The organism is Mesorhizobium sp. M0618 (assembly GCF_040320765.1).
GTDB lineage: Bacteria > Pseudomonadota > Alphaproteobacteria > Rhizobiales > Rhizobiaceae > Mesorhizobium.
Map to the genome: position 1 here is coordinate 17,096 of NZ_JAMYQH010000014.1, position 18,567 is coordinate 35,662.

Consider the following 18,567-nt stretch of genomic DNA (forward strand, 5'->3'; position numbering starts at 1 on the left):
GGAAATTACCGCACGTCCGGTTTTCTCGCCGTGGGGACTACGAGAAAAGGTTATTAAGCCCGATGAAGGCAGCATCCAAGTTTCTAAGCGCCGCGTCCGCGGTGACCCTGTCCGCGGCCATGGTCGTGCCAGGCGCGCTCGCAGTGCAGTTCGTTGCCACATCGGCGGCTGAAGCCGCTGTCGTCAGCAGAGTCGAAGTGAGCGGCAATCAGCGTATCGACGCTGAGACCATCCGCAATTACATCACCATCAAGCCGGGCAAGGCTTTCTCCAGTTCCGATATCGACGGTGCGGTCAAGGCGCTCTTCGGCACAGGCCTGTTTTCGGACGTGCAGATCAACCAGGTCGGCTCGACGCTGGTGGTCAAGGTTGCCGAGTACCAGGTTGTCAACCAGGTGCTGTTCCAGAACAACAAGAAGCTCAAGGACAATGCGCTTGCGGCGGCCGTGCAGCTGAAGCCGCGCGGAACGTTCTCGCAGGCGACGCTCGATGCCGACGTGGAATCGGTCAAGGCTGCATACAGGCGCATTGGTCGCGACGATGTGACCGTGACCACGCAGGTCATGCAGCTTGGCGACAATCGCGTAAATGTTGTCTTCAACATCGCTGAAGGCGATCGCACGCAGATCGCGGCGATCAATTTCGTCGGCAATAGCGCCTATTCCAGCCGCCGCCTGTCGGATATCATCAACACCAAGCGTTCGTCCTGGGTTTCCTTCATCCTGCGCGACGACGTCTATGACGACGACAAGCTGCGCGCCGACCAGGAGCTGCTGCGTCGCTTTTACTACAATCATGGGTATGCCGACTTCCAGGTCGTGTCCGCTGTCGGTGAACTCGACAGTGCGACGAACAAGTACACGGTCACCATCACCGTCCAGGAAGGCGACCGCTACACGTTCGGTGACGTCAGCGTCGAGAGCTCGATCCCTGAAGTCGACGGCAAGTCGCTGGAATCGGTGATCGAGACCCACAAGGGTGACGTCTACAACGCCAAGAACGTAGAGGATTCCATCATCGCGCTGACCGAGAAGGTGGCCGGTTCCGGCTATGCCTTCGCGCAGGTCACGCCGCGCGGCGACCGCAATTTCGAGAACCACACCATTTCGGTTGTCTATACGATCGACCAGGGCACCAAGGCCTATATCGAACGCATCGAGATCCGCGGCAACGATCGCACGCGTGACTATGTCATTCGCCGTGAGTTCGACGTCAGCGAAGGCGATGCCTTCAACCAGGTGCTCATCCAGCGCGCGAAGAAGCGTTTGGAAAACTTGAATTACTTTGAGAAAGTCGACATCTCGACCGTGCCGGGCTCGCAGCCTGACCAGGTCGTTCTGGTGGTCGATGTGGTCGAGAAATCGACCGGCGAGTTCTCGGTAGGCGCTGGTTATTCGACCGGTGGCGACACGGCCGGTCCGTCGGTCGAAGGCTCGGTGACCGAGCGCAACTTCCTCGGTCGTGGCCAGTTCATCAAGCTGTCGGCGGGCGGCGGCAAGAATTCACGCGACTACAGCCTGTCCTTCACCGAGCCTTATTTCCTCGGACGGCGCATCGCTGCCGGTTTCGACATCTTCAAGCAGACCAGGGAATACGACAACTACGAAAGCGACACTGTGGGCGCGACGGTGCGCTTCGGTCTGCCGATCACCGACAGCATCTCGACCCAGTTGGCGTACAACATCTCGCAAGAAAAGTATAAGCTGGAAGACGATTGCGTGACCGGCGGCGTTTACGATCCGGCGAAGTGTGACGTTTCCACGGCTATCCTGGATGGCATCGAACAAAGCCCTTGGATCAAGTCGTCGGTCAGCCTCGGGCTGGTCTACAACACCATCGACGATATGAAGAGCCCGCACGAGGGTATCTACGCCACCACGACGGTAGAAGTCGCAGGCCTCGGCGGTGATGCCAAGTTCGTGAAGGTCACGGGACGCGGCAGCATCTACCAGACGCTGTCGGAGCAGTATGATCTGGTCGGGCTCGTTTCAGGTGGCGCTGGCCATGTTGAAGGATACGGCAGCGATGGTCTGCGGATTTTCGATCAGTTCCAGAGCACCGATCGCATGATCCGTGGCTTCGCCTATGGCGGCATCGGTCCTGTCGATACTGCTACGGGCGACCATCTCGGCGGCACGACCTATTTCAATGCGTCCGCAGAAGCTCAGTTTCCGTTGCCGGTTGTGCCGGAAAGCTTCGGCTTGCGTGGCGCTGTCTTCGCGGATGCGGCAACGCTCTATGGAAGCAAGGTCGACACCGCTGGCGTCACCCAGGACTCGGTCGGGATGAAGTTGCGTGCCTCGGTCGGCCTCGGCCTGATGTGGGCGTCGCCGTTCGGTCCGATCCGTATCGACTATGCGATCCCGGTCAAGAAGGAAGCGCGCGACGACGTGCAGGAATTCAACTTCGGCATATCGACCCGCTTCTGATCGGCGGCCAACGATGCTCCCGGGTCTTCAGGGTCCGGGAGAAATGTTCCGACCTAGCTGGATATAGCTTCTGGAATGACCGATCCGGTGTTCTTCGCGCCATCACGCCGGTATACGGCGGGCGAAGTCGCGAATCTGACCGGCTCGGTGCTCGTCGATTCCGGCCACTCAGATATTTCGATCGAAGCACTCGCGCCGGCCAGCGAGGGCGGCGAGAATGCGCTCGTCTTTGTCGACGGCAAGCGCAATTCCGCGCTGATGCCGTCGCTGCGGGCAGCCGCGGTCCTGTGCCCGGCGGAATTTGCCGGCAAGGCGCCGGCCGGCGTTGCCGTTCTGGTTCATCCGCGTCCGCAACAGGCCTTCGCGTTTGTCGGGCGTCTGCTGTTTCCGAGGGCGGCGACACCAGGGCCGATGACCAGTGAAACCGGCGTCTCGCCGCACGCTCATGTCGATGCGACCGCGCATGTCGAAGCCGGTGCCGTCATCGAGGCCGGCGCGGTCATCGGGCCAGGCGCTTCGATCGGCAGCGGTACCGTCATCGCCCCAAATGCGGTCATCGGACAATCCTGCCAGATCGGCCGCGACGGCTATGTCGGTCCAGGCGCGAGCGTCCAGTATGCCTTGATCGGCAATCGCGTCATCATTCATGGCGGTGCCAGGATAGGCCAAGATGGTTTTGGGTTCGTTGGAGGGGCCAAGGGTCCCGAACGCGTGCCGCAGATCGGCCGTGTCGTTATCCAGGACGACGTCGAGATCGGCTCCAACACCACCGTCGATCGCGGCGCCATGTCCGATACGGTCATCGGCCAGGGCACCAAGATCGACAATCTCGTGCAGATCGCCCATAACGTCCGCATCGGCCGCAATTGCATAATAGCCGGGCTTTCGGGTATTTCGGGTTCCGTGGTCGTGGGTGACAATGTCACCATGGGCGGCGGCGTCGGGCTTGCGGATCACCTGACCATAGGGACAGGGGCCAAGCTTGCCGCCAGAAGTGGATTTATGAGCAATGTCCCTGCAGGCGAGATCTGGGGCGGCTATCCGGCACAGCCGATGGCGGAAGCCATGCGGGAGATAGCCATGCTGCGCAAGCTCGCCAGGACCCGCAAACAGGGCGAGGGAGGCAATGGCTGACATGATCGCGTCGACGACGCTGGAAGCGGTCGACATCATGGGGCTGATGAAGCTCCTGCCGCACCGCTATCCGTTCCTGATGATCGATCGTATCGTCGACATCGATGGCGACGAATCCGCCATCGGCATCAAGAACGTGACCATAAACGAGCCGCATTTTCAGGGCCATTTCCCTGAGCAGCCGGTCATGCCGGGTGTGCTCATCGTCGAGGCGATGGCGCAGACGGCCGGCGCCATCTGTATCCGCAGCCTGGGCACCGAAAAGCCGTCGCTGGTCTATTTCCTGACCATCGACAACGCCAAATTCCGCAAACCGGTCGTTCCCGGCGACCAGTTGAAGATCTATGTCAAGAAAATCAAGAAACGCGGCAATCTGCTCAAATTCGCTTGTGAAGCTATGGTCGACGGCGCCAAGGCGGCCGAGGCCGAGATTTCAGCCATGATGGTCACCAGCGACTGACGATCGAGTGCTTATGAAAATCAAGACATCCATCCATGCTTCCTCCGTTGTGGAGGAAGGCGCTCAAATCGGCCAAGGTGTGCGCATCGGACCGTTCTGCCATGTCGGTGCCGATGTGGTGATCGGCGACGACGTCGAACTGGTCAGTCATGTCTCGGTGATGGGCGCGACGTCGATCGGCGCCTCGACCAAGGTCTATCCGATGGCGACATTGGGCGCACCGCCGCAAAACACCAAGCACAAGGGCGGCCGCACCACCCTGGTCATCGGCAAGAACTGCACGATCCGCGAAGGCGTGACCATGCATCTCGGCACCGATTCCAGCCGCGGCGAGACCACGGTCGGCGACAATGGCAATTTCCTTGCCTACGCCCATATCGCCCATGATTGCGTCGTCGGCAACAATGCGACGTTCGCCAATGGCGCAACGCTGGGCGGCCACTGCGAGGTCGGCAACAATGTCTATATCGGCGGCCTGACCGCAGTGCATCAGTTCGTCCGCATCGGCGACAACGCCTTTCTGGGCGGTTGCTCGGCGATCGTCGGCGATGTCATCCCCTTTGCCATCGCGGTCGGCAACCGCGCCAGCCTGCGCGGTCTCAACATCATCGGCCTCAAGCGCTCCGGCCTGCCGAGGTCCGAAATCCTTGTGCTGCGCAAGGCTTACAGGATGATCTTCGATCGTTCCCGCACCGTTGGCGAGAACATCGAATTCGCCAAAGCGGAGTTCGCGTCGTCGCCGACCGCCATGAAGATCATCGATTTCATCACCAGTCGCGGCAAGCGGCACTATGCTGTGCCGTCGCTCAAGGGCGGCGATGGCGACGATGTCGATGACGAAGACTGAGACAGCGGCAGCGCGTCTTGATCTTCCGCCGGGCTCCAGGGTCGGCATCATTGCCGGCGGCGGCAGTCTGCCGGTCGAAGTCGCGGCCGGTTCGGCTGAACAAGGTTATCCGCCCTTCGTCATCCTGATGGAAGGCGAAGTCGACCGCATCGCGGAACTCTCCCGATACGATCACGAAAACCTCGCTCTGGAAGGTATAGGCTCGCTCGTCCCATTGCTGCGGCGGCACCGGATCACCCATCTGGTGCTTGCAGGCGAGATCAAGCGCCGGCCGCGATTGCTTGCGCTGCGCCCCAGTCTCAGCCTGCTCGCGGTGATTCCTTTGGTCGTCATGGCGCTCGCGCGTGGCGATGATGGTCTTCTAAAGATCTTGGCACGGGGCCTCGAAGCGCGTGGAATAAAGGTCGTTGGCGCCCACGAAGTAGTGCCGAATCTTGTCGCCGCCGAAGGCGTGCTGACCAAGGCCGAACCGCGAAAATTGGACTGGCGCGATATCGAGGCGGGCCTTGCGGCAGCAAAGGCCATCGGGGCGCTGGATGTCGGCCAGGCGGCGATCGCGGTTGGCGGCCGGGCAATCGCGCTGGAAGGCATCGAAGGAACAGCCGGCCTGCTTGATCGTGCGAAGCTGCTGCGTGGCCACGGCCGTATTGCGGGCAAGACCCGCGGCGTCCTCGTCAAGTGCGCCAAGCCTGGTCAGGAACTGCGCGCCGATCTTCCATCCATCGGTCCGCAGACGGTCGAGGCAGCGCACGCGGCCGGGCTCGCCGGCATTGCCGTCGAGGCGGGACGCTCGCTGATCCTCGAAGGTCCTGGAACCATCGCACGCGCCAATGCACTCGGCCTGTTCGTCCTTGGCCTGCCTGTCGTCACGGAGCCGGGCAATGGCTGACAGGGCATTGAAGATCGCGATCGTTGCCGGAGAGGAGTCCGGCGACCTGCTCGGCGCCGACATAGTACGCTCGCTCAGGCAGGCGGCCGGGCGCGAGGTGCAACTCGTCGGCCTCGGCGGCCGTCATTTGCAGGCGCTGGGACTGGTCTCGCCATTCGATGCCGGTGAGATCGCCCTCATGGGGTTCAGTGCCGTCCTGCGCGACCTGCCGCGCCTGATACGGCGGATCAGCCAACTGGCCAAGACCGTTGCCGACGAAAAGCCGGACTGCCTTGTCACCATCGACAGTCCGGACTTTTCGTTGCGCGTCGCCAAAAAGGTGCGTGCGGCCAACCCGTCGATTCCAATCATCCACTATGTCTGCCCGAGCGTGTGGGCGTGGCGGCCGGGCAGGGCGGTGGCGATGAAGCCCTATGTCGACCACATCCTCTGCATCCTGCCTTTCGAGGTCAAGGAGCTCGAGCGGCTCGGCGGGCCACCGGGCACCTATGTCGGGCATCGCCTGACCCACGATGCGGGTTTGCTCGCCGCAGCCAAGGCGCAGGAGCTGCCGCGCGACCTTTCTCCTGATCGCGTCAAGACCCTGCTCGTCCTGCCCGGTTCGCGGCGTGGCGAGGTACGGCGGCTGCTCGACCCGTTCGGCGAGACGGTGTCGATTCTGCGTGCGCGTGGCCACCGCCTACGGCTGCTGCTGCCGACCGTTCCGCATGTCGCCGACCTCGTCAAATCCTTCGTCAACCGCTGGGATGAAAAGCCTGAGATCATCGTCGATCCCCAGCGCAAATGGCAGGCTTTCGGCAAAGCCGATGCGGCGCTGATCGCGTCCGGGACGGTATCGCTGGAACTGGCGCTGGCCGGCGTGCCGATGATTTCCTGCTACAGGCTCGACCCGGTCGCGCGCGTCTTGGCGCCGTACCTCGTTTCCGTCTGGTCGGCGCTGCTGCCCAATCTGATATCGGATCGAGCGCTTATTCCGGAATTCTACGACGGCTACATCAAGCCGAACAATCTGGCCCGGCAATTGGAAGCCCTGTTCGCCGACAGCGGCATGCGCGCCTGGCAGAAGAATGGATTTGCAGAGATCACGCGGCGCATGGCGACGGTTAGACCGTCCGGCGAGATCGCCGCGCAGGTGGTGATGCGGTATATCAAGAGAGGGAATAGTCAGTAGGAAGTAGGGAAGTTGACCGTGCCTACTGCCTAATGCCTACTGCCCAATCCCTACTCCCAATTCACCGCTTGGCGATCGGCACGTAGTCACGCTCGGGTGCGCCGGTATAGAGCTGACGCGGGCGGCCGATCTTCTGGCGCGGATCCTCGATCATCTCTTTCCACTGGGCGATCCAGCCGACGGTGCGGGCGACCGCGAACAGCACGGTGAACATGGTGGTGGGGAAGCCCAGCGCCTTCAGCGTGATGCCGGAATAGAAGTCGACATTCGGGTAGAGCTTCTTCTCGATGAAATAGGAATCGGTCAGCGCGATCTTTTCCAGCTCCATGGCGATGTCGAGCAGCGGATCGTCCTTGATGCCGAGCTCGCCCAGAACCTCATGTGCCGTCTTCTGCATGATCTTGGCGCGCGGATCGTAGTTCTTGTAGACGCGGTGGCCAAAGCCCATCAAGCGGAAGGGGTCGTCCTTGTCCTTGGCGCGGGCGATGAATTCGGGGATATGATCGACATGGCCGATCTCGCCAAGCATGTTGAGCGCCGCTTCATTGGCGCCGCCATGCGCCGGTCCCCACAGGCAGGCTATACCGGCGGCGATGCACGCAAACGGGTTGGCGCCCGACGAGCCGGCGAGACGAACGGTCGAGGTCGAGGCGTTCTGCTCGTGGTCGGCGTGCAAAATGAAGATGCGCTCCATGGCGCGCGCCAGCACCGGGTTGATCTTGTATTCCTCGCACGGCACGGCAAAGCACATGTGCAGGAAGTTGGCGGCGAAGTTGAGCTCGTTCTTCGGGTAAATGAACGGCTGGCCGATGTGGTATTTGTAGGCCATCGCCGCGATCGTCGGCATCTTGGCGATCAGCCGCATGGAGGCAACCATGCGCTGGTAGGGGTCGGAGATGTCGGTGGAGTCGTGGTAGAAGGCCGACAGCGCGCCGACCACGCCGCACATCACCGCCATCGGATGCGCGTCGCGGCGGAAGCCGGTGAAAAAGCGCGACATCTGCTCATGCACCATGGTGTGGCGCGTCACGCGGTAATCGAAATCGTCCTTCTGCGCCTTGGTCGGCAATTCACCGTAGAGCAGGAGATAGCAGACCTCGAGGAAGTCGCCATGTTCGGCCAACTGGTCGATCGGATAGCCGCGGTGCAGGAGGATGCCGGCGTCGCCGTCGATGAAGGTGATTTCGGACTCGCAGCTTGCCGTCGAGGTGAAGCCGGGATCGTAGGTGAAAGCGCCGGTGGTGGAGTAGAGCGAGGCGATGTCGATGACATCAGGCCCGACCGAACCACTTCGCACCTTGAATTCATGGGTCTTGCCGGCGAATGCAAGCGTTGCCGTGGCCTCCTGGGTCTTGCCGCCCAAATCCATTTTTTTCGCAGCTTCGGTCATTGCAAACTCCTTCTTGTTTCCTCATGCCGGCAAAGGCAAAATTCTGCAGAGCGACACGTCGAAAATCACCGCAATGCGCGTATTCGCCACCGCATTTCAGGAGGTGCGTGCCAGATTGGGCCAAGGCCTAATGTTGCACTGCGAAACCCGCCTTTCAATGCCAATCTTCTTGGGCCAGTTTGCTCCTAATCGATTTGATCTGAGATGCGCGCCAGGCTTTCCTCGCGGCCGAGCACGGCGAGCACATCGAACACGCCCGGCGAGGTGCTTTTGCCGGTCAAAGCGGCGCGCAAAGGCTGGGCCACCGCGCCGAGTTTGTGACTGCCGGCCGCAGCCACCTCACGGATCGCCGCCTCCGCCGAGGCGGCTGTCCAGTCACTCGCAAGCCCGTTCAAAGCTTCGTGAGCACTGCGCAGGATCTTGCGGGCATCGTCGGTGAGCAGAAGGGCCGCCTTGTCGTCGATCGGCAGCGGTCGCGTGGCAAACAGGAAGGCCGCGCCGTCGACGAGCTCGACCAGCGTCTTGGCGCGCTCCTTCAGGCCCGGAAGCGCTGCCAGCAACTGCGCCTTGGTGCTGTCCTTCAGGCGTGCTGCGATCGCCGGGCCACCTTCGAGATAGGGCAGGGTGGCGATGAAGATGTCGAACAGCTCGGCATCGCTCATGCGGCGCATATGCGCGCCGTTGATCGCTTCCAGTTTGGCGAAGTCGAAGCGCGCCGCGCCCTTGTTGACATCGCCGATGTCGAACCACGAGATCATATCCTTGATCGACATGATCTCGTCGTCGCCATGGCTCCAGCCAAGGCGCGCCAGGTAGTTGAGCAGCGCCTCCGGCAGGTAGCCCATGGCGCGATAGGCCTCGACGCCAAGCGCGCCGTGCCGCTTCGACAGCTTGGCGCCATCGGCGCCGTGGATCAGGGGGATATGCGACATGGACGGCACGTCCCAGCCCATGGCGTTGTAGATCACGGTCTGGCGAGCGGCATTGGTCAGATGATCGTCGCCGCGAATGATATGGGTGACGCCCATATCATGATCATCGACGACGACGGCATGCATGTAAGTGGGATTGCCGTCAGAACGCAGGATGATGAAGTCATCGAGATCTTTGTTGGGAAAGCGCACCTCGCCCTGGACACGGTCATGGACGATGGTCTCGCCTTCGGTCGGCGCCTTGATGCGGATGGCGCCCTTGACGCCTGCGGGCGCCTCAGAGGGGTCGCGGTCGCGCCAGCGGCCGTCATAGCGGGGCGGCAGCCCCTTGGCTCTGGCAGCCTCGCGCATGGCCTCCAGTTCGGCTGGCGTGGCATAGCAATAATAGGCCATGCCCATGCGCACGAGCTCCTCGGCCACCTCGCGGTGGCGCGGCGCACGCTCGAACTGTGACACCGGCTCGCCGTCCCAGCTCAGGCCAAGCCAGGAAAGCCCGTCGAGGATGGCAGCCGTCGCGGCTTCATTGAAGCGTTCACGGTCGGTGTCTTCGATGCGCAGCAGCATCGTGCCGCCAGTGTGCTTTGCATACAGCCAGTTGAACAGCGCCGTGCGCGCGCCGCCTATGTGCAGATAGCCGGTGGGCGAGGGGGCAAAACGGGTGACGACCTTGTCGGACATGGAACTCTCGGAAACCATCTGAAGCGGGTGCGGTTGCGCGGACTTTCGCGCGCCCGGCGTTCATGTAGCATAGGGTGTCGAGGGCGCAAGGGGCAGACCCGATGGCTGGACGAGGCTGGGGCTCGGATCAGGGCGAGGACGCTGCCATCGGCGTCAGCGAACGGTCCCTCTTTGCGCCTCTGCCATTGCCGTCGCCCCTCCTGCCGGATCCCGGCCAAGCGCCGTTACAAGCGGATGTCGCCGCCTCTGTTCCTGTTGCCGAAACCGGCAGGATCGTTCGCGTGCGCCGGCAAATCAGCCTGACATCACTGCCTCGCCTGCGCCACAGCGTGAACACGGCGGCGAGCCTGGAACTCGACCGGGGCGTGGCCTTCCTGCTGGTGCCGGTCTGCCTGGCGATCGGAGCGATCGGCTATTTTTCGCTGACGGCTGAACCCGACTTTGCGAGACCTGTCGCGGTTGTTATTCTGACGGGGATCTGTGCGCTGGTCTCGCGCTCATGGCCAAAGACCCATCTGTGTTTCATGGCGGCACTTTTGTGCGCCCTAGGACTGCTTGCTGCCAAAGTCGAGACGTGGCGTGCGGGCACACAAATGTTGGGCTCGGAAATTTCGACGCAAGTCACCGGCCGCGTCGTCTCGCTCGACCGGATGGAAACCGGCCGTATCCGGCTGACCATCGACGTGACATCGACCGCAAGACCGAAACTGCGCTATGCGCCGGAACGGGTGCGGCTTTCGGCACGCAAGATCCCGGCTGACGTGACCGCCGGCTCCCTCATCACCGGATATGCCAAGCTCTTGCCGCCGACCGGGCCGGTGCGGCCGGACAGCTATGACTTCTCCTTCGACAGCTACTTTGCCGGCATCGGTGGCAGCGGGTTCTTTCTCGGCAATCCAAAGCTTGTCGTCAACGATGACGGCGACATGCCGCTGCCGGCCCGAATTTCCTCTAGCGTGGAAAATGCCCGCGAAGGCATCGCCGACCATATCAGGGCGAGCGTCGGCGGCGCCGAAGGCGAGATCGCCGCGGCGCTGATCGTCGGCGTGCGCGCCGGCATTCCCGATGACATCAATGAGGCGATGCGACGTACCGGCATCTACCACATCATCTCCATTTCGGGACTGCACATGGCGCTGGTCGCAGGCACCATCATGGGTTTGCTGCGCGGCGCCTTCGCCTTGTCTCCCGACTTTTCCGCGCGTCGCCCGGTCAAGAAGTATGCCGCCGCCGCCGCACTGTTCTCGATCGCGGCCTATCTCATCATCTCGGGAGTCGTCGTTGCCGCCGAGCGCAGCTTCATCATGCTGGCGGTGATGCTGATTGCCGTGCTGTTCGATCGAGCAGCACTCACCATGCGCAATCTGGCGATCTCGGCGATCGCCGTCATCGTGGTGTCGCCGCATGAGGTGGTCGGCCCGAGTTTTCAGATGTCGTTCGCCGCGACCGCGGCTCTGGTCGGCGCCTATGCCGGCTGGGCCGATCACCGCGCGGGAAAAGCTAGACCGCCGCCGCCAAAGCGATCCATGCCAGGTTTCCTGACGCGAAAATTCCTGCTGGCGGCAACCGGCCTTGCCATGACCTCGATCATCGCCGGAAGCGCCACGACGCTGTTTGCCATCTGGCATTTTCAGCGTGTCTCGCCGCTTAGCCTGTTTGCCAACCTCGCGGTTATGCCGATCGTCACCGTCGTCATGTTCCTGGCCGTCGCCAGCGCGCTGCTGATGCCTTTCGGATTGGATTGGCCGGCTCTCTACCTGATGGGTAAGGGCCTGACGATGATGATCGCCATATCCGGCTGGATCTCCGAGCGTTCGCCTGTCGACGGGGTCGGGCTGATTTCGCAACAGTCGGTCCTGTTGGTGGCAATTGCTTTGGTCATCGCGACGATGGCGACAACTTGGCTGCGGCTCGCTGCCCTGCCATTCGCGCTGGCAGGCTTGCTGACCGTCTCGGATACGCGCACGCCGGATGTGCTGATCTCGGAAGACGCCCGGCTGGTGGCGTTGCCGATCGGTGGCGGCGAGCTTGCCGTCAGCCGGGAACGGCCGAACGAATTCACCGTCGACAACTGGAAACGCGCCCTGACATCAGAAACCATCGTCGTGCCAGAGGTGTTCGACAACAGCTATGGGCAATTCGATGTCGCGGATGCCGTTGATCTGCCGCTGGGATCGCCGTTCTATTGCTCCTCAGGCGTTTGCGTGGCCAGGCACATGTCCGGTGCGATCATTGCCTATGTCGAGGACCGCAAGGACACCTGGAAAGCCTGCGGCTTCGCCGAGCTGATCGTCATCAATGACGCCACCGCGTATGACGCCTGTCACAATCCGCTGGTTCTCGTCATCACCAAGCGGCAACTGGCTCGCAAAGGCAGTGCCGCGGTCTTCTTCGATCGCCAATCGGCGACCACGCCGGCGACGATCAGCTTCGCGGTGGACAGCCCATATCGGCCCTGGCACACGCAACGCAAATACTCTCGTGAGGCAAGGGGGCTGGCACCCTTCAAGAAACCGGAGAAGCCAGCGGCCAACCCGCAGCCGGCTCAGTAGCGGCGGATCAGGCCGACGAGCTTGCCTTGCACCTTGACCCTGTCCGGGCCGAAAATCCGTGTCTCGTAGGCTGGATTGGCGGCTTCGAGGGCAATCGAGGCGCCCTTGCGGCGGAACCGCTTCAGCGTCGCTTCCTCTTCGTCGACCAGCGCCACGATGATCTCGCCTGGCTGGGCGGTGTCGGCGTTGCGGATGATGACGGTGTCGCCATCGAAGATGCCGGCCTCGATCATCGAGTCACCCTTGACCTCCAGCGCATAGTGGGCGCCGCCCATGATCATATCCGGCGGCACCGAGATCGAATGCGTCTGATGCTGGATGGCATCGATCGGCACGCCGGCGGCGATGCGGCCCATCACCGGGATCGACACGGCGGAGACCGCATCGTCGTCATTGCCAGGCGAGGGCATCCGCGAAGGCGCCGGCTTGATCTGCCGGCCAAGGGCACCACCCTGACCGAGACTGCCCTGGATGACGCTTGGCGAAAACTTCTTTGCCGCGTTGAGACCGGGCGCGATCGAGTCCGGCAATCGCAGCACTTCCAGCGCGCGTGCCCGGTTGGGCAACCGGCGAATAAAGCCGCGCTCCTCAAGTGCGGTGATCAGCCGATGAATCCCGGATTTGGAAGCAAGGTCGAGCGCCTCCTTCATCTCGTCGAAGGATGGCGGAATGCCGCTCTCCTTCAGGCGTTCATGGATGAACATCAGCAGTTCATGTTGCTTGCGCGTCAGCATGGCGGCCCCCAGGTTACCTGAAACCAGAATCGAAAAACAAACCCAGAACAAACCCTATCTGTTCCAGTTGTGTTCTGCAACCGTTTAAAGTTTAATGAATTTGTTAAGGCTGCTGAAATTATTTGGCGCTTGCCAGCGGATCGCGATCAACAGGCGCTAGGCACGGCGATGCGCCTGTTCACATTGAAATTATTATGGTTAATGACCTGTGGCTCATCCTCGACCCAAGGCTTGGCATTATCAGTCTATCGACCTCCACAAAGGACGATATCAATCTTCGGGACGTTCGTTTGCCGTGAACGAAACGGAGCCAAAACGCCAACGTCTGTTGGCATTTGTGGCTGGAAATTCAGCCCTCCGTCATCTGCCAGGCAGTGAGGGCGGCGGCGGTGGATCGCGGGGATCGTTGCGTCAGGTAACGGCTTCCTTGACCGCGAAACGGCGGTCCTTCCATGCGCCCGTGCGCAGAATATCCTCCAGCACCTCAACCGCCAGCCACACATCCTTGTAGCCGACATAGAGCGGCGTGAAGCCGAAACGGATGGTCGATGGCGCACGAAAATCACCGATGACGCCGCGCTCGATCAGCGCCCGCATGATTTGATAGCCGTGATCGTGAAGGAACGACACCTGGCTGCCGCGCCTGGTCGCGTCGCGGGTGGTCTCCAGCGTGAGACCGTAGGCGCCGCACCTGGCTTCGACGAGCTGGATGAACAGTTCTGTCAACGCGACACTCTTCTTTCGCAATGCCGCCATGTCGACGTCATTCCAGATGGCAAGCGCGCCTTTGAGCGCCCGCATCGACAGGGTCGGCTGAGTGCCGCACAAAAAGCGGCGGATGCCGGTGCCGGCAACATAACCCCGTTCGAAGGCAAAGGGCCGCGCATGGCCCCACCAGCCGCTGAGCGGCTGGCTGATATCGCCGTGGTGGCGCTGCGCGGCATAGATGAAGGCCGGTGCGCCCGGACCGCCGTTGAGGTACTTGTAGGTGCAGCCGATGGCGAAATCGGCATTTGCGTGATCGAGCTCGACGGGCAGGGCGCCGGCGGTGTGGCAAAGATCCCAGACGATCAGCGCTCCGGCCGCATGAGCTTTGCGCGTCAGCGCCGCCATGTCGCGCAGTTCACCCGATTTGTAATTGACGTGATTGACCAGCACCACCGCGACGTTTTCGTCGATCAGCTCTTCGATGGTCGGCGCGTCGACACCCGCGAGGCGCAGCAGGACGCCATCCCGGGTCGAGGCCACGCCTTCGGCGATGTACAGGTCGGTGGGAAAACTGTCACCTTCGGCGACGATGGCCGACCGGCCGGGCCGCATCTCCATCGCCGCGTGCAGCACCTTGTAGATGTTGGTCGATGTCGTGTCGCAGACAACGGTCTGGCCGGCCGCGGCTCCTATCAGGCGTCCGAGCTGGTCGCCGAGTTCGATTGGCATCTCGAACCATCCGGCCGTGTTCCAAGCTCGGATGAGATCCTGGGCCCATTCTTGGGTCGCCGCCTGCTGCAGCTCGCTGAAAACGGCATGAGACGCTGCCCCCAGTGAATTGCCGTCGAGATAGATCATCCCCTCCGGCAGAATGAAACGGTCGCGCATGGCCCGCAGCGGATCCGTGGCATCCATCGCTTCGACTGCGGCGAGATCAGGAATTCCACTCATGGTCGGTCAGTCCCCGGTTGTTCGCGAAGGGTTTTCCGCCACAGCGCGTCCCCTCGGTGTGCCTGTTTTCATTTCGACGTCAGAGCCGGGTGCGGACCGTCCACAGCTCCGAGAACAGCACGACCTCGAGCATTTTCTTCAGATACGAAGCACCCGACGTGCCGCCGGTGCCGCGTTTCAGGCCGATGATGCGCTCCACCGTGGTGACGTGGTTGAAGCGCCAGCGGCGGAAGTAGTCCTCGAAGTCGACCAGCTTCTCGGCCAGTTCGTAGAACATCCAGTAGCGCTGCGGATCGCGGTAGATGGTCTGCCAGGCGACCAGCACCTCTTCATTCTCGGTTCGCGTCTCACGCCAGTCCGTGCGCCTGGCATCGGCACCGATGTCGAATCCGTTGCGCGCCAAAAGCAGCAGTGCCTCGTCATAGAGCGACGGCTCGGCCAGGATCGCTTCCAGCTTGCCGCTCAGGTCGGGCCGATGCTTGTGCGGCCCGAGCATTGCCAGGTTTCGGTTGCCGGCCATGAACTCGATGGCGCGATACTGCCAGGACTGGAAACCCGAGGACTGGCCGAGCGCGTCGCGGAACTCGGTGTATTCGCTGGGCGTCATCGTCCGCAGCACGTCCCAGGCATTGTTCAGCTGCTCGAAGATGCGCGCAACGCGCGACAGCATCTTGAAGCTCGGCTCGAGCCGGTCGGCGCGGATGGAACGGATCGCGGCGCCAATCTCGTGCAGAGCAAGCTTCATCCAGAGCTCGGAGGTCTGATGCTGGATGATGAACAGCATCTCGTCATGCGCCGATGACAGCGGCGTCTGGGCCTCCAGCACTTTCTCCAGGTGCAGGTAGTCGCTGTAGGACATGCGCTCCTTGAACGACATCTGGGCGCCTTCGGACGCCGGATCGTACGGTTGGCTCAATTGATTTTCTCCGTGCGCAGCCGGAAGCGCTGGATCTTTCCGGTCTGGGTCTTGGGCAGAGCGGCGATGAATTTTACCGATCGCGGATATTTATAGGGCGCGATCGTTGCCTTGACATGGTCCTGCAGGCGCTTGGTGGTGAGGGCGTCGGGCGCGACGCCCTGCACCAGCACGACATGCGCCTCGACGATCTGGCCGCGTTCGGCGTCCTCTGCACCGATCACCGCGCATTCGGCGACGTCCGGATGCGCCAGCAGCGCCGCCTCGACCTCGGGACCGGCGATGTTGTAGCCGGCGCTGACGATCATGTCGTCGGAGCGTGCGGCGAAATGGAAGAAGCCGTCTTCGTCCTGCGTGAAGGTGTCGCCGGTGATGTTCCAGCCGTCGCGCACATATTCCTTCTGCCTGTCATCGGCCAAGTAGCGGCAGCCGGTCGGGCCACGCACCGCCAGCCTGCCGGTCGTGCCGCGCGGCACCTCGCGCATCTCGTCGTCGAGGATGCGCGCCTCGTAGCCGCCCACCGGCTTGCCGGTCGACGCAGGCTTCATGTCGCCAAAACGGTTGGAGATGAATATGTGCAGCATTTCGGTGGCGCCGATGCCGTCGAGGATCGGCTTGCCGGTCTTTTTCGTCCACTCTTCGAAAACCGGAGCGGGCAAGGTTTCGCCGGCCGAAACTGCAACGCGCAGCGACGACAGGTCGGCACCTTCATCCATGGCCTTCAGCATGGCGCGGTAGGCAGTCGGCGCGGTGAAGGAGATCGTCGCTTTGTAGGTCTCGATGATGTGGATCATGTTGGGTGGCGTCGCCTGCTCCAGAAGCGTCGCCGCCGCACCGAAGCGCAGCGGAAAGATAGCGAGCCCGCCAAGGCCGAAGGTGAAGGCCAGCGGCGGCGAGCCGACGAAGATGTCGTCCGGCGTCACCTCCAGGATTTCGCGAGCATAGGCGTCGGCGATGATCAGCAGGTCGCGGTGGAAATGCATCGTCGCCTTCGGAACGCCTGTCGTGCCCGAGGTGAAGCCGAGCAGCGCGACATCGTCGCGGCCGGTGTCAACTGCGGTGAACGTTACCGGCTTGTCGAGAGCGGCACGATCGAGTTCGGCATCATGGTTGGCGGTGCCGTCGAAACCGATGACCTGCTTGAGGAACGCGCTGTCCTTGGCGCAGGCAGTCATCTCGTCCATCAGTCTGGTGTCGCACAGCGCGACGGTAATCTCGGCCTTGTCGACGATCTTGGCGAGTTCGCCGGCGCGCAGCATCGGCATGGTGTTGACGACCACGGCGCCAACCTTGGTGGCGGCCAGCCAGCAGGCGACCATGGCGGGGTTGTTGGCGGAGCGGATCAGCACCCGGTTGCCGGGCTCGACGCCATAATTCTCGACCAGCGCGTGGGCCAGCCTGTTCGTCCAGTCGGACAGTTCCTTGTAGGTGCGGCGGCGGCCATTGCCGATCAGCGCGGTGTGGTCGCCCAGACCTTTCTCGACCAGCTTGTCGGTCAGTTCGACGCCGGCGTTGAGGCGTTCGGGATAGTCAAAGCCATCGAGCAGGATATCGGGCCATTGCTCCGGCGGCGGCAGGTGATCGCGCGTGAACGTGTCGATATGCGCTGAAGGCCCAAGCATGTCGCCGCTCTCCCGTCTGCTGCCTGGCCAGTGCGCGACGCGCCTTGGCTGGCTGTGGTGGATCTAAAAGTCCTGTTTTTGAGGAGGCTTGGTGTCGCCGTCGCACCTGCTTCGGGGATGCCCCCAGAAAGGGTACACATTGCAGGTTTTGGGCAGCACAGCAGACCTCCCATTGTCGGCTGTTCGTCAGGGCAGGATCGCACCAGTCGAAATTTGTTTCAAGCCTAAAATGTTTTTGTCCTAGAGCATTGACGCATGGCATGGCGGTGGCCATTGCTAGCGAAGAAGCGATGCCGTCTTGGGGAAGGGCACAGATGTTCGAACGTCACATCGTCGATTGGGATGATGCCTATGCCAACGGTGCGAATATCGCCGGCAGTGATCGCTGGCCGGCCGCATGGGCGAAGCCGGCGCAAGCATTCCGTGATGCGCTGTCGGCGCAGGGCCGGGCACGGCTCGACATCGCCTATGGCGAAGGGCCGCGCAATCGGCTCGATCTTTTCCTTCCTAGTGCCGCGCCCAAAGGGCTGGTGGCGATTATCCATGGCGGTTACTGGCTGGAGACCGACAAGAGTTTGTGGTCTCACCTTGCCAATGGCGCGGTCAGCAACGGTTTTGCCGTTGCGATGCCGTCCTACACGCTGTGCCCGGACATACGCATCGCCGGCATCGTCAGGGAGATTGGGGCGGCGATCGGCGAGGCGGCGGCAATGGTCGACGGACCGCTGATGCTGACCGGGCATTCGGCCGGCGGCCATCTTGCCACCCGGATGGTGACGACAACCACGCCGCTGGCTGCCGATGTGGCGCGGCGCATACGCCACGTCATTTCGATTTCAGGCCTGCATGACCTGCGTCCGCTCATGCGCACCGGCATGAACGCGGCGCTGGCCATCGACGAGCACGAGGCGCTGACTGAAAGCCCGGCGCTGCTGAGGCCGATGGATGGTGCCCGCATCACTTGCTGGGTCGGCGGCGGCGAGCGCGCCGAGTTCCTGCGTCAGAATGCGTTGCTTGCCAACATCTGGACCGGCCTCGGCGCCACCACCAGAACCGTGGTCGAGCCCGACCGGCATCATTACAGCATTGTCGAAGGCCTTGCCGATTCGGCGCATCCGCTGACGCAGAGCCTGATCTCGAACTAGAGCCGGGAT

The 18,567-nt window shown here is 62.3% G+C and carries 14 protein-coding genes; 8 read left to right on the plus strand and 6 right to left on the minus strand.

The annotated features are described in order from the left end of the window. The first annotated feature begins 62 nt into the window (after positions 1 to 62). The 6 genes from bamA to lpxB all read left to right on the plus strand — a co-directional run bounded on the left by bamA (position 63) and on the right by lpxB (position 6,930). Positions 63 to 2,429, plus strand: coding sequence for an outer membrane protein assembly factor BamA (bamA, locus tag NKJ04_RS16325; RefSeq protein ID WP_352554841.1), 2,367 nt, complete (start codon positions 63 to 65; stop codon positions 2,427 to 2,429). 75 nt (positions 2,430 to 2,504) lie between these two features. After that, entirely contained in the window at positions 2,505 to 3,563 is a 1,059-nt protein-coding gene (gene lpxD, locus NKJ04_RS16330; protein ID WP_128303621.1) for a UDP-3-O-(3-hydroxymyristoyl)glucosamine N-acyltransferase, read from the plus strand. Further along, positions 3,556 to 4,023, plus strand: coding sequence for a 3-hydroxyacyl-ACP dehydratase FabZ (gene fabZ / locus NKJ04_RS16335; RefSeq protein WP_013531753.1), 468 nt, complete (start codon positions 3,556 to 3,558; stop codon positions 4,021 to 4,023). Before lpxD ends, fabZ begins: the two co-directional genes overlap by 8 nt. 13 nt (positions 4,024 to 4,036) lie before the next feature. Continuing rightward, positions 4,037 to 4,870, plus strand: a complete 834-nt coding sequence (gene lpxA / locus NKJ04_RS16340) for an acyl-ACP--UDP-N-acetylglucosamine O-acyltransferase (protein WP_023812925.1) — start codon at positions 4,037 to 4,039, stop codon at positions 4,868 to 4,870. After that, a complete protein-coding gene (locus NKJ04_RS16345) occupies positions 4,842 to 5,759 on the plus strand; it encodes an LpxI family protein (protein WP_352676333.1) in 918 nt (305 codons plus the stop codon). Before lpxA ends, NKJ04_RS16345 begins: the two co-directional genes overlap by 29 nt. Next, positions 5,752 to 6,930 carry a lipid-A-disaccharide synthase gene (lpxB, locus tag NKJ04_RS16350; protein ID WP_352676335.1) on the plus strand — a complete coding sequence of 393 codons (1,179 nt, stop codon included), beginning with the start codon at positions 5,752 to 5,754 and terminating at the stop codon, positions 6,928 to 6,930. The genes NKJ04_RS16345 and lpxB overlap by 8 nt, the downstream gene beginning before the upstream one ends. Before the next feature lie 61 nt (positions 6,931 to 6,991). Here the strand turns inward: lpxB and gltA are convergent, their stop codons facing one another. Continuing rightward, positions 6,992 to 8,320 (minus strand): citrate synthase, encoded by a 1,329-nt coding sequence (gene gltA, locus NKJ04_RS16355; RefSeq protein WP_027036654.1) that lies wholly within the window; start codon positions 8,318 to 8,320, stop codon positions 6,992 to 6,994. A gap of 185 nt (positions 8,321 to 8,505) precedes the next feature. Next, the gene (gene gltX, locus NKJ04_RS16360; protein WP_352676337.1) at positions 8,506 to 9,930 is read right to left on the minus strand and encodes a glutamate--tRNA ligase; all 1,425 of its coding nucleotides are present in this window, start codon (positions 9,928 to 9,930) and stop codon (positions 8,506 to 8,508) included. A 101-nt stretch (positions 9,931 to 10,031) separates the two neighbouring features. On the opposite strand from gltX, the gene NKJ04_RS16365 reads away from it, so the two are divergent. After that, positions 10,032 to 12,482, plus strand: coding sequence for a ComEC/Rec2 family competence protein (locus tag NKJ04_RS16365; RefSeq protein ID WP_352676340.1), 2,451 nt, complete (start codon positions 10,032 to 10,034; stop codon positions 12,480 to 12,482). Here NKJ04_RS16365 and lexA read toward each other — a convergent pair. From lexA to NKJ04_RS16385, 4 genes are all read right to left on the minus strand, one after another. Continuing rightward, complete coding sequence (gene lexA / locus NKJ04_RS16370) at positions 12,476 to 13,216, minus strand: transcriptional repressor LexA (RefSeq protein ID WP_128303628.1); 741 nt, start codon at positions 13,214 to 13,216, stop codon at positions 12,476 to 12,478. The two genes, NKJ04_RS16365 and lexA, sit on opposite strands and share 7 nt — an antisense overlap. Before the next feature lie 411 nt (positions 13,217 to 13,627). Further along, entirely contained in the window at positions 13,628 to 14,875 is a 1,248-nt protein-coding gene (gene kynU / locus NKJ04_RS16375; RefSeq protein WP_352676343.1) for a kynureninase, read from the minus strand. Between the two features lie 79 nt (positions 14,876 to 14,954). After that, positions 14,955 to 15,791, minus strand: coding sequence for a tryptophan 2,3-dioxygenase (gene kynA / locus NKJ04_RS16380; protein ID WP_352676346.1), 837 nt, complete (start codon positions 15,789 to 15,791; stop codon positions 14,955 to 14,957). Beyond that, positions 15,788 to 17,413, minus strand: a complete 1,626-nt coding sequence (locus tag NKJ04_RS16385) for an AMP-binding protein (protein ID WP_352676350.1) — start codon at positions 17,411 to 17,413, stop codon at positions 15,788 to 15,790. The genes kynA and NKJ04_RS16385 overlap by 4 nt, the downstream gene beginning before the upstream one ends. A 314-nt stretch (positions 17,414 to 17,727) precedes the next feature. Here NKJ04_RS16385 and NKJ04_RS16390 point away from each other — a divergent pair, with 314 nt between their 5' ends. After that, the gene (locus NKJ04_RS16390; protein WP_352676353.1) at positions 17,728 to 18,558 is read left to right on the plus strand and encodes a hormone-sensitive lipase; all 831 of its coding nucleotides are present in this window, start codon (positions 17,728 to 17,730) and stop codon (positions 18,556 to 18,558) included. The last annotated feature ends 9 nt before the right edge of the window (positions 18,559 to 18,567 follow it).

Bases quoted from the DNA above. Each gene is read 5' to 3' on its own strand.
- NKJ04_RS16385 (WP_352676350.1), bottom strand. From the start codon at position 17,413: ATGCTTGGGCCTTCAGCGCATATCGACACGTTCACGCGCGATCACCTG.
- NKJ04_RS16390 (WP_352676353.1), top strand. From the start codon at position 17,728: ATGTTCGAACGTCACATCGTCGATTGGGATGATGCCTATGCCAACGGT.
- NKJ04_RS16345 (WP_352676333.1), top strand. From the start codon at position 4,842: ATGGCGACGATGTCGATGACGAAGACTGAGACAGCGGCAGCGCGTCTT.
- fabZ (WP_013531753.1), top strand. From the start codon at position 3,556: ATGGCTGACATGATCGCGTCGACGACGCTGGAAGCGGTCGACATCATG.
- lexA (WP_128303628.1), bottom strand. From the start codon at position 13,216: ATGCTGACGCGCAAGCAACATGAACTGCTGATGTTCATCCATGAACGC.
- lpxD (WP_128303621.1), top strand. From the start codon at position 2,505: ATGACCGATCCGGTGTTCTTCGCGCCATCACGCCGGTATACGGCGGGC.
- NKJ04_RS16365 (WP_352676340.1), top strand. From the start codon at position 10,032: ATGGCTGGACGAGGCTGGGGCTCGGATCAGGGCGAGGACGCTGCCATC.
- kynU (WP_352676343.1), bottom strand. From the start codon at position 14,875: ATGAGTGGAATTCCTGATCTCGCCGCAGTCGAAGCGATGGATGCCACG.
- gltX (WP_352676337.1), bottom strand. From the start codon at position 9,930: ATGTCCGACAAGGTCGTCACCCGTTTTGCCCCCTCGCCCACCGGCTAT.
- bamA (WP_352554841.1), top strand. From the start codon at position 63: ATGAAGGCAGCATCCAAGTTTCTAAGCGCCGCGTCCGCGGTGACCCTG.
- lpxB (WP_352676335.1), top strand. From the start codon at position 5,752: ATGGCTGACAGGGCATTGAAGATCGCGATCGTTGCCGGAGAGGAGTCC.
- lpxA (WP_023812925.1), top strand. From the start codon at position 4,037: ATGAAAATCAAGACATCCATCCATGCTTCCTCCGTTGTGGAGGAAGGC.
- gltA (WP_027036654.1), bottom strand. From the start codon at position 8,320: ATGACCGAAGCTGCGAAAAAAATGGATTTGGGCGGCAAGACCCAGGAG.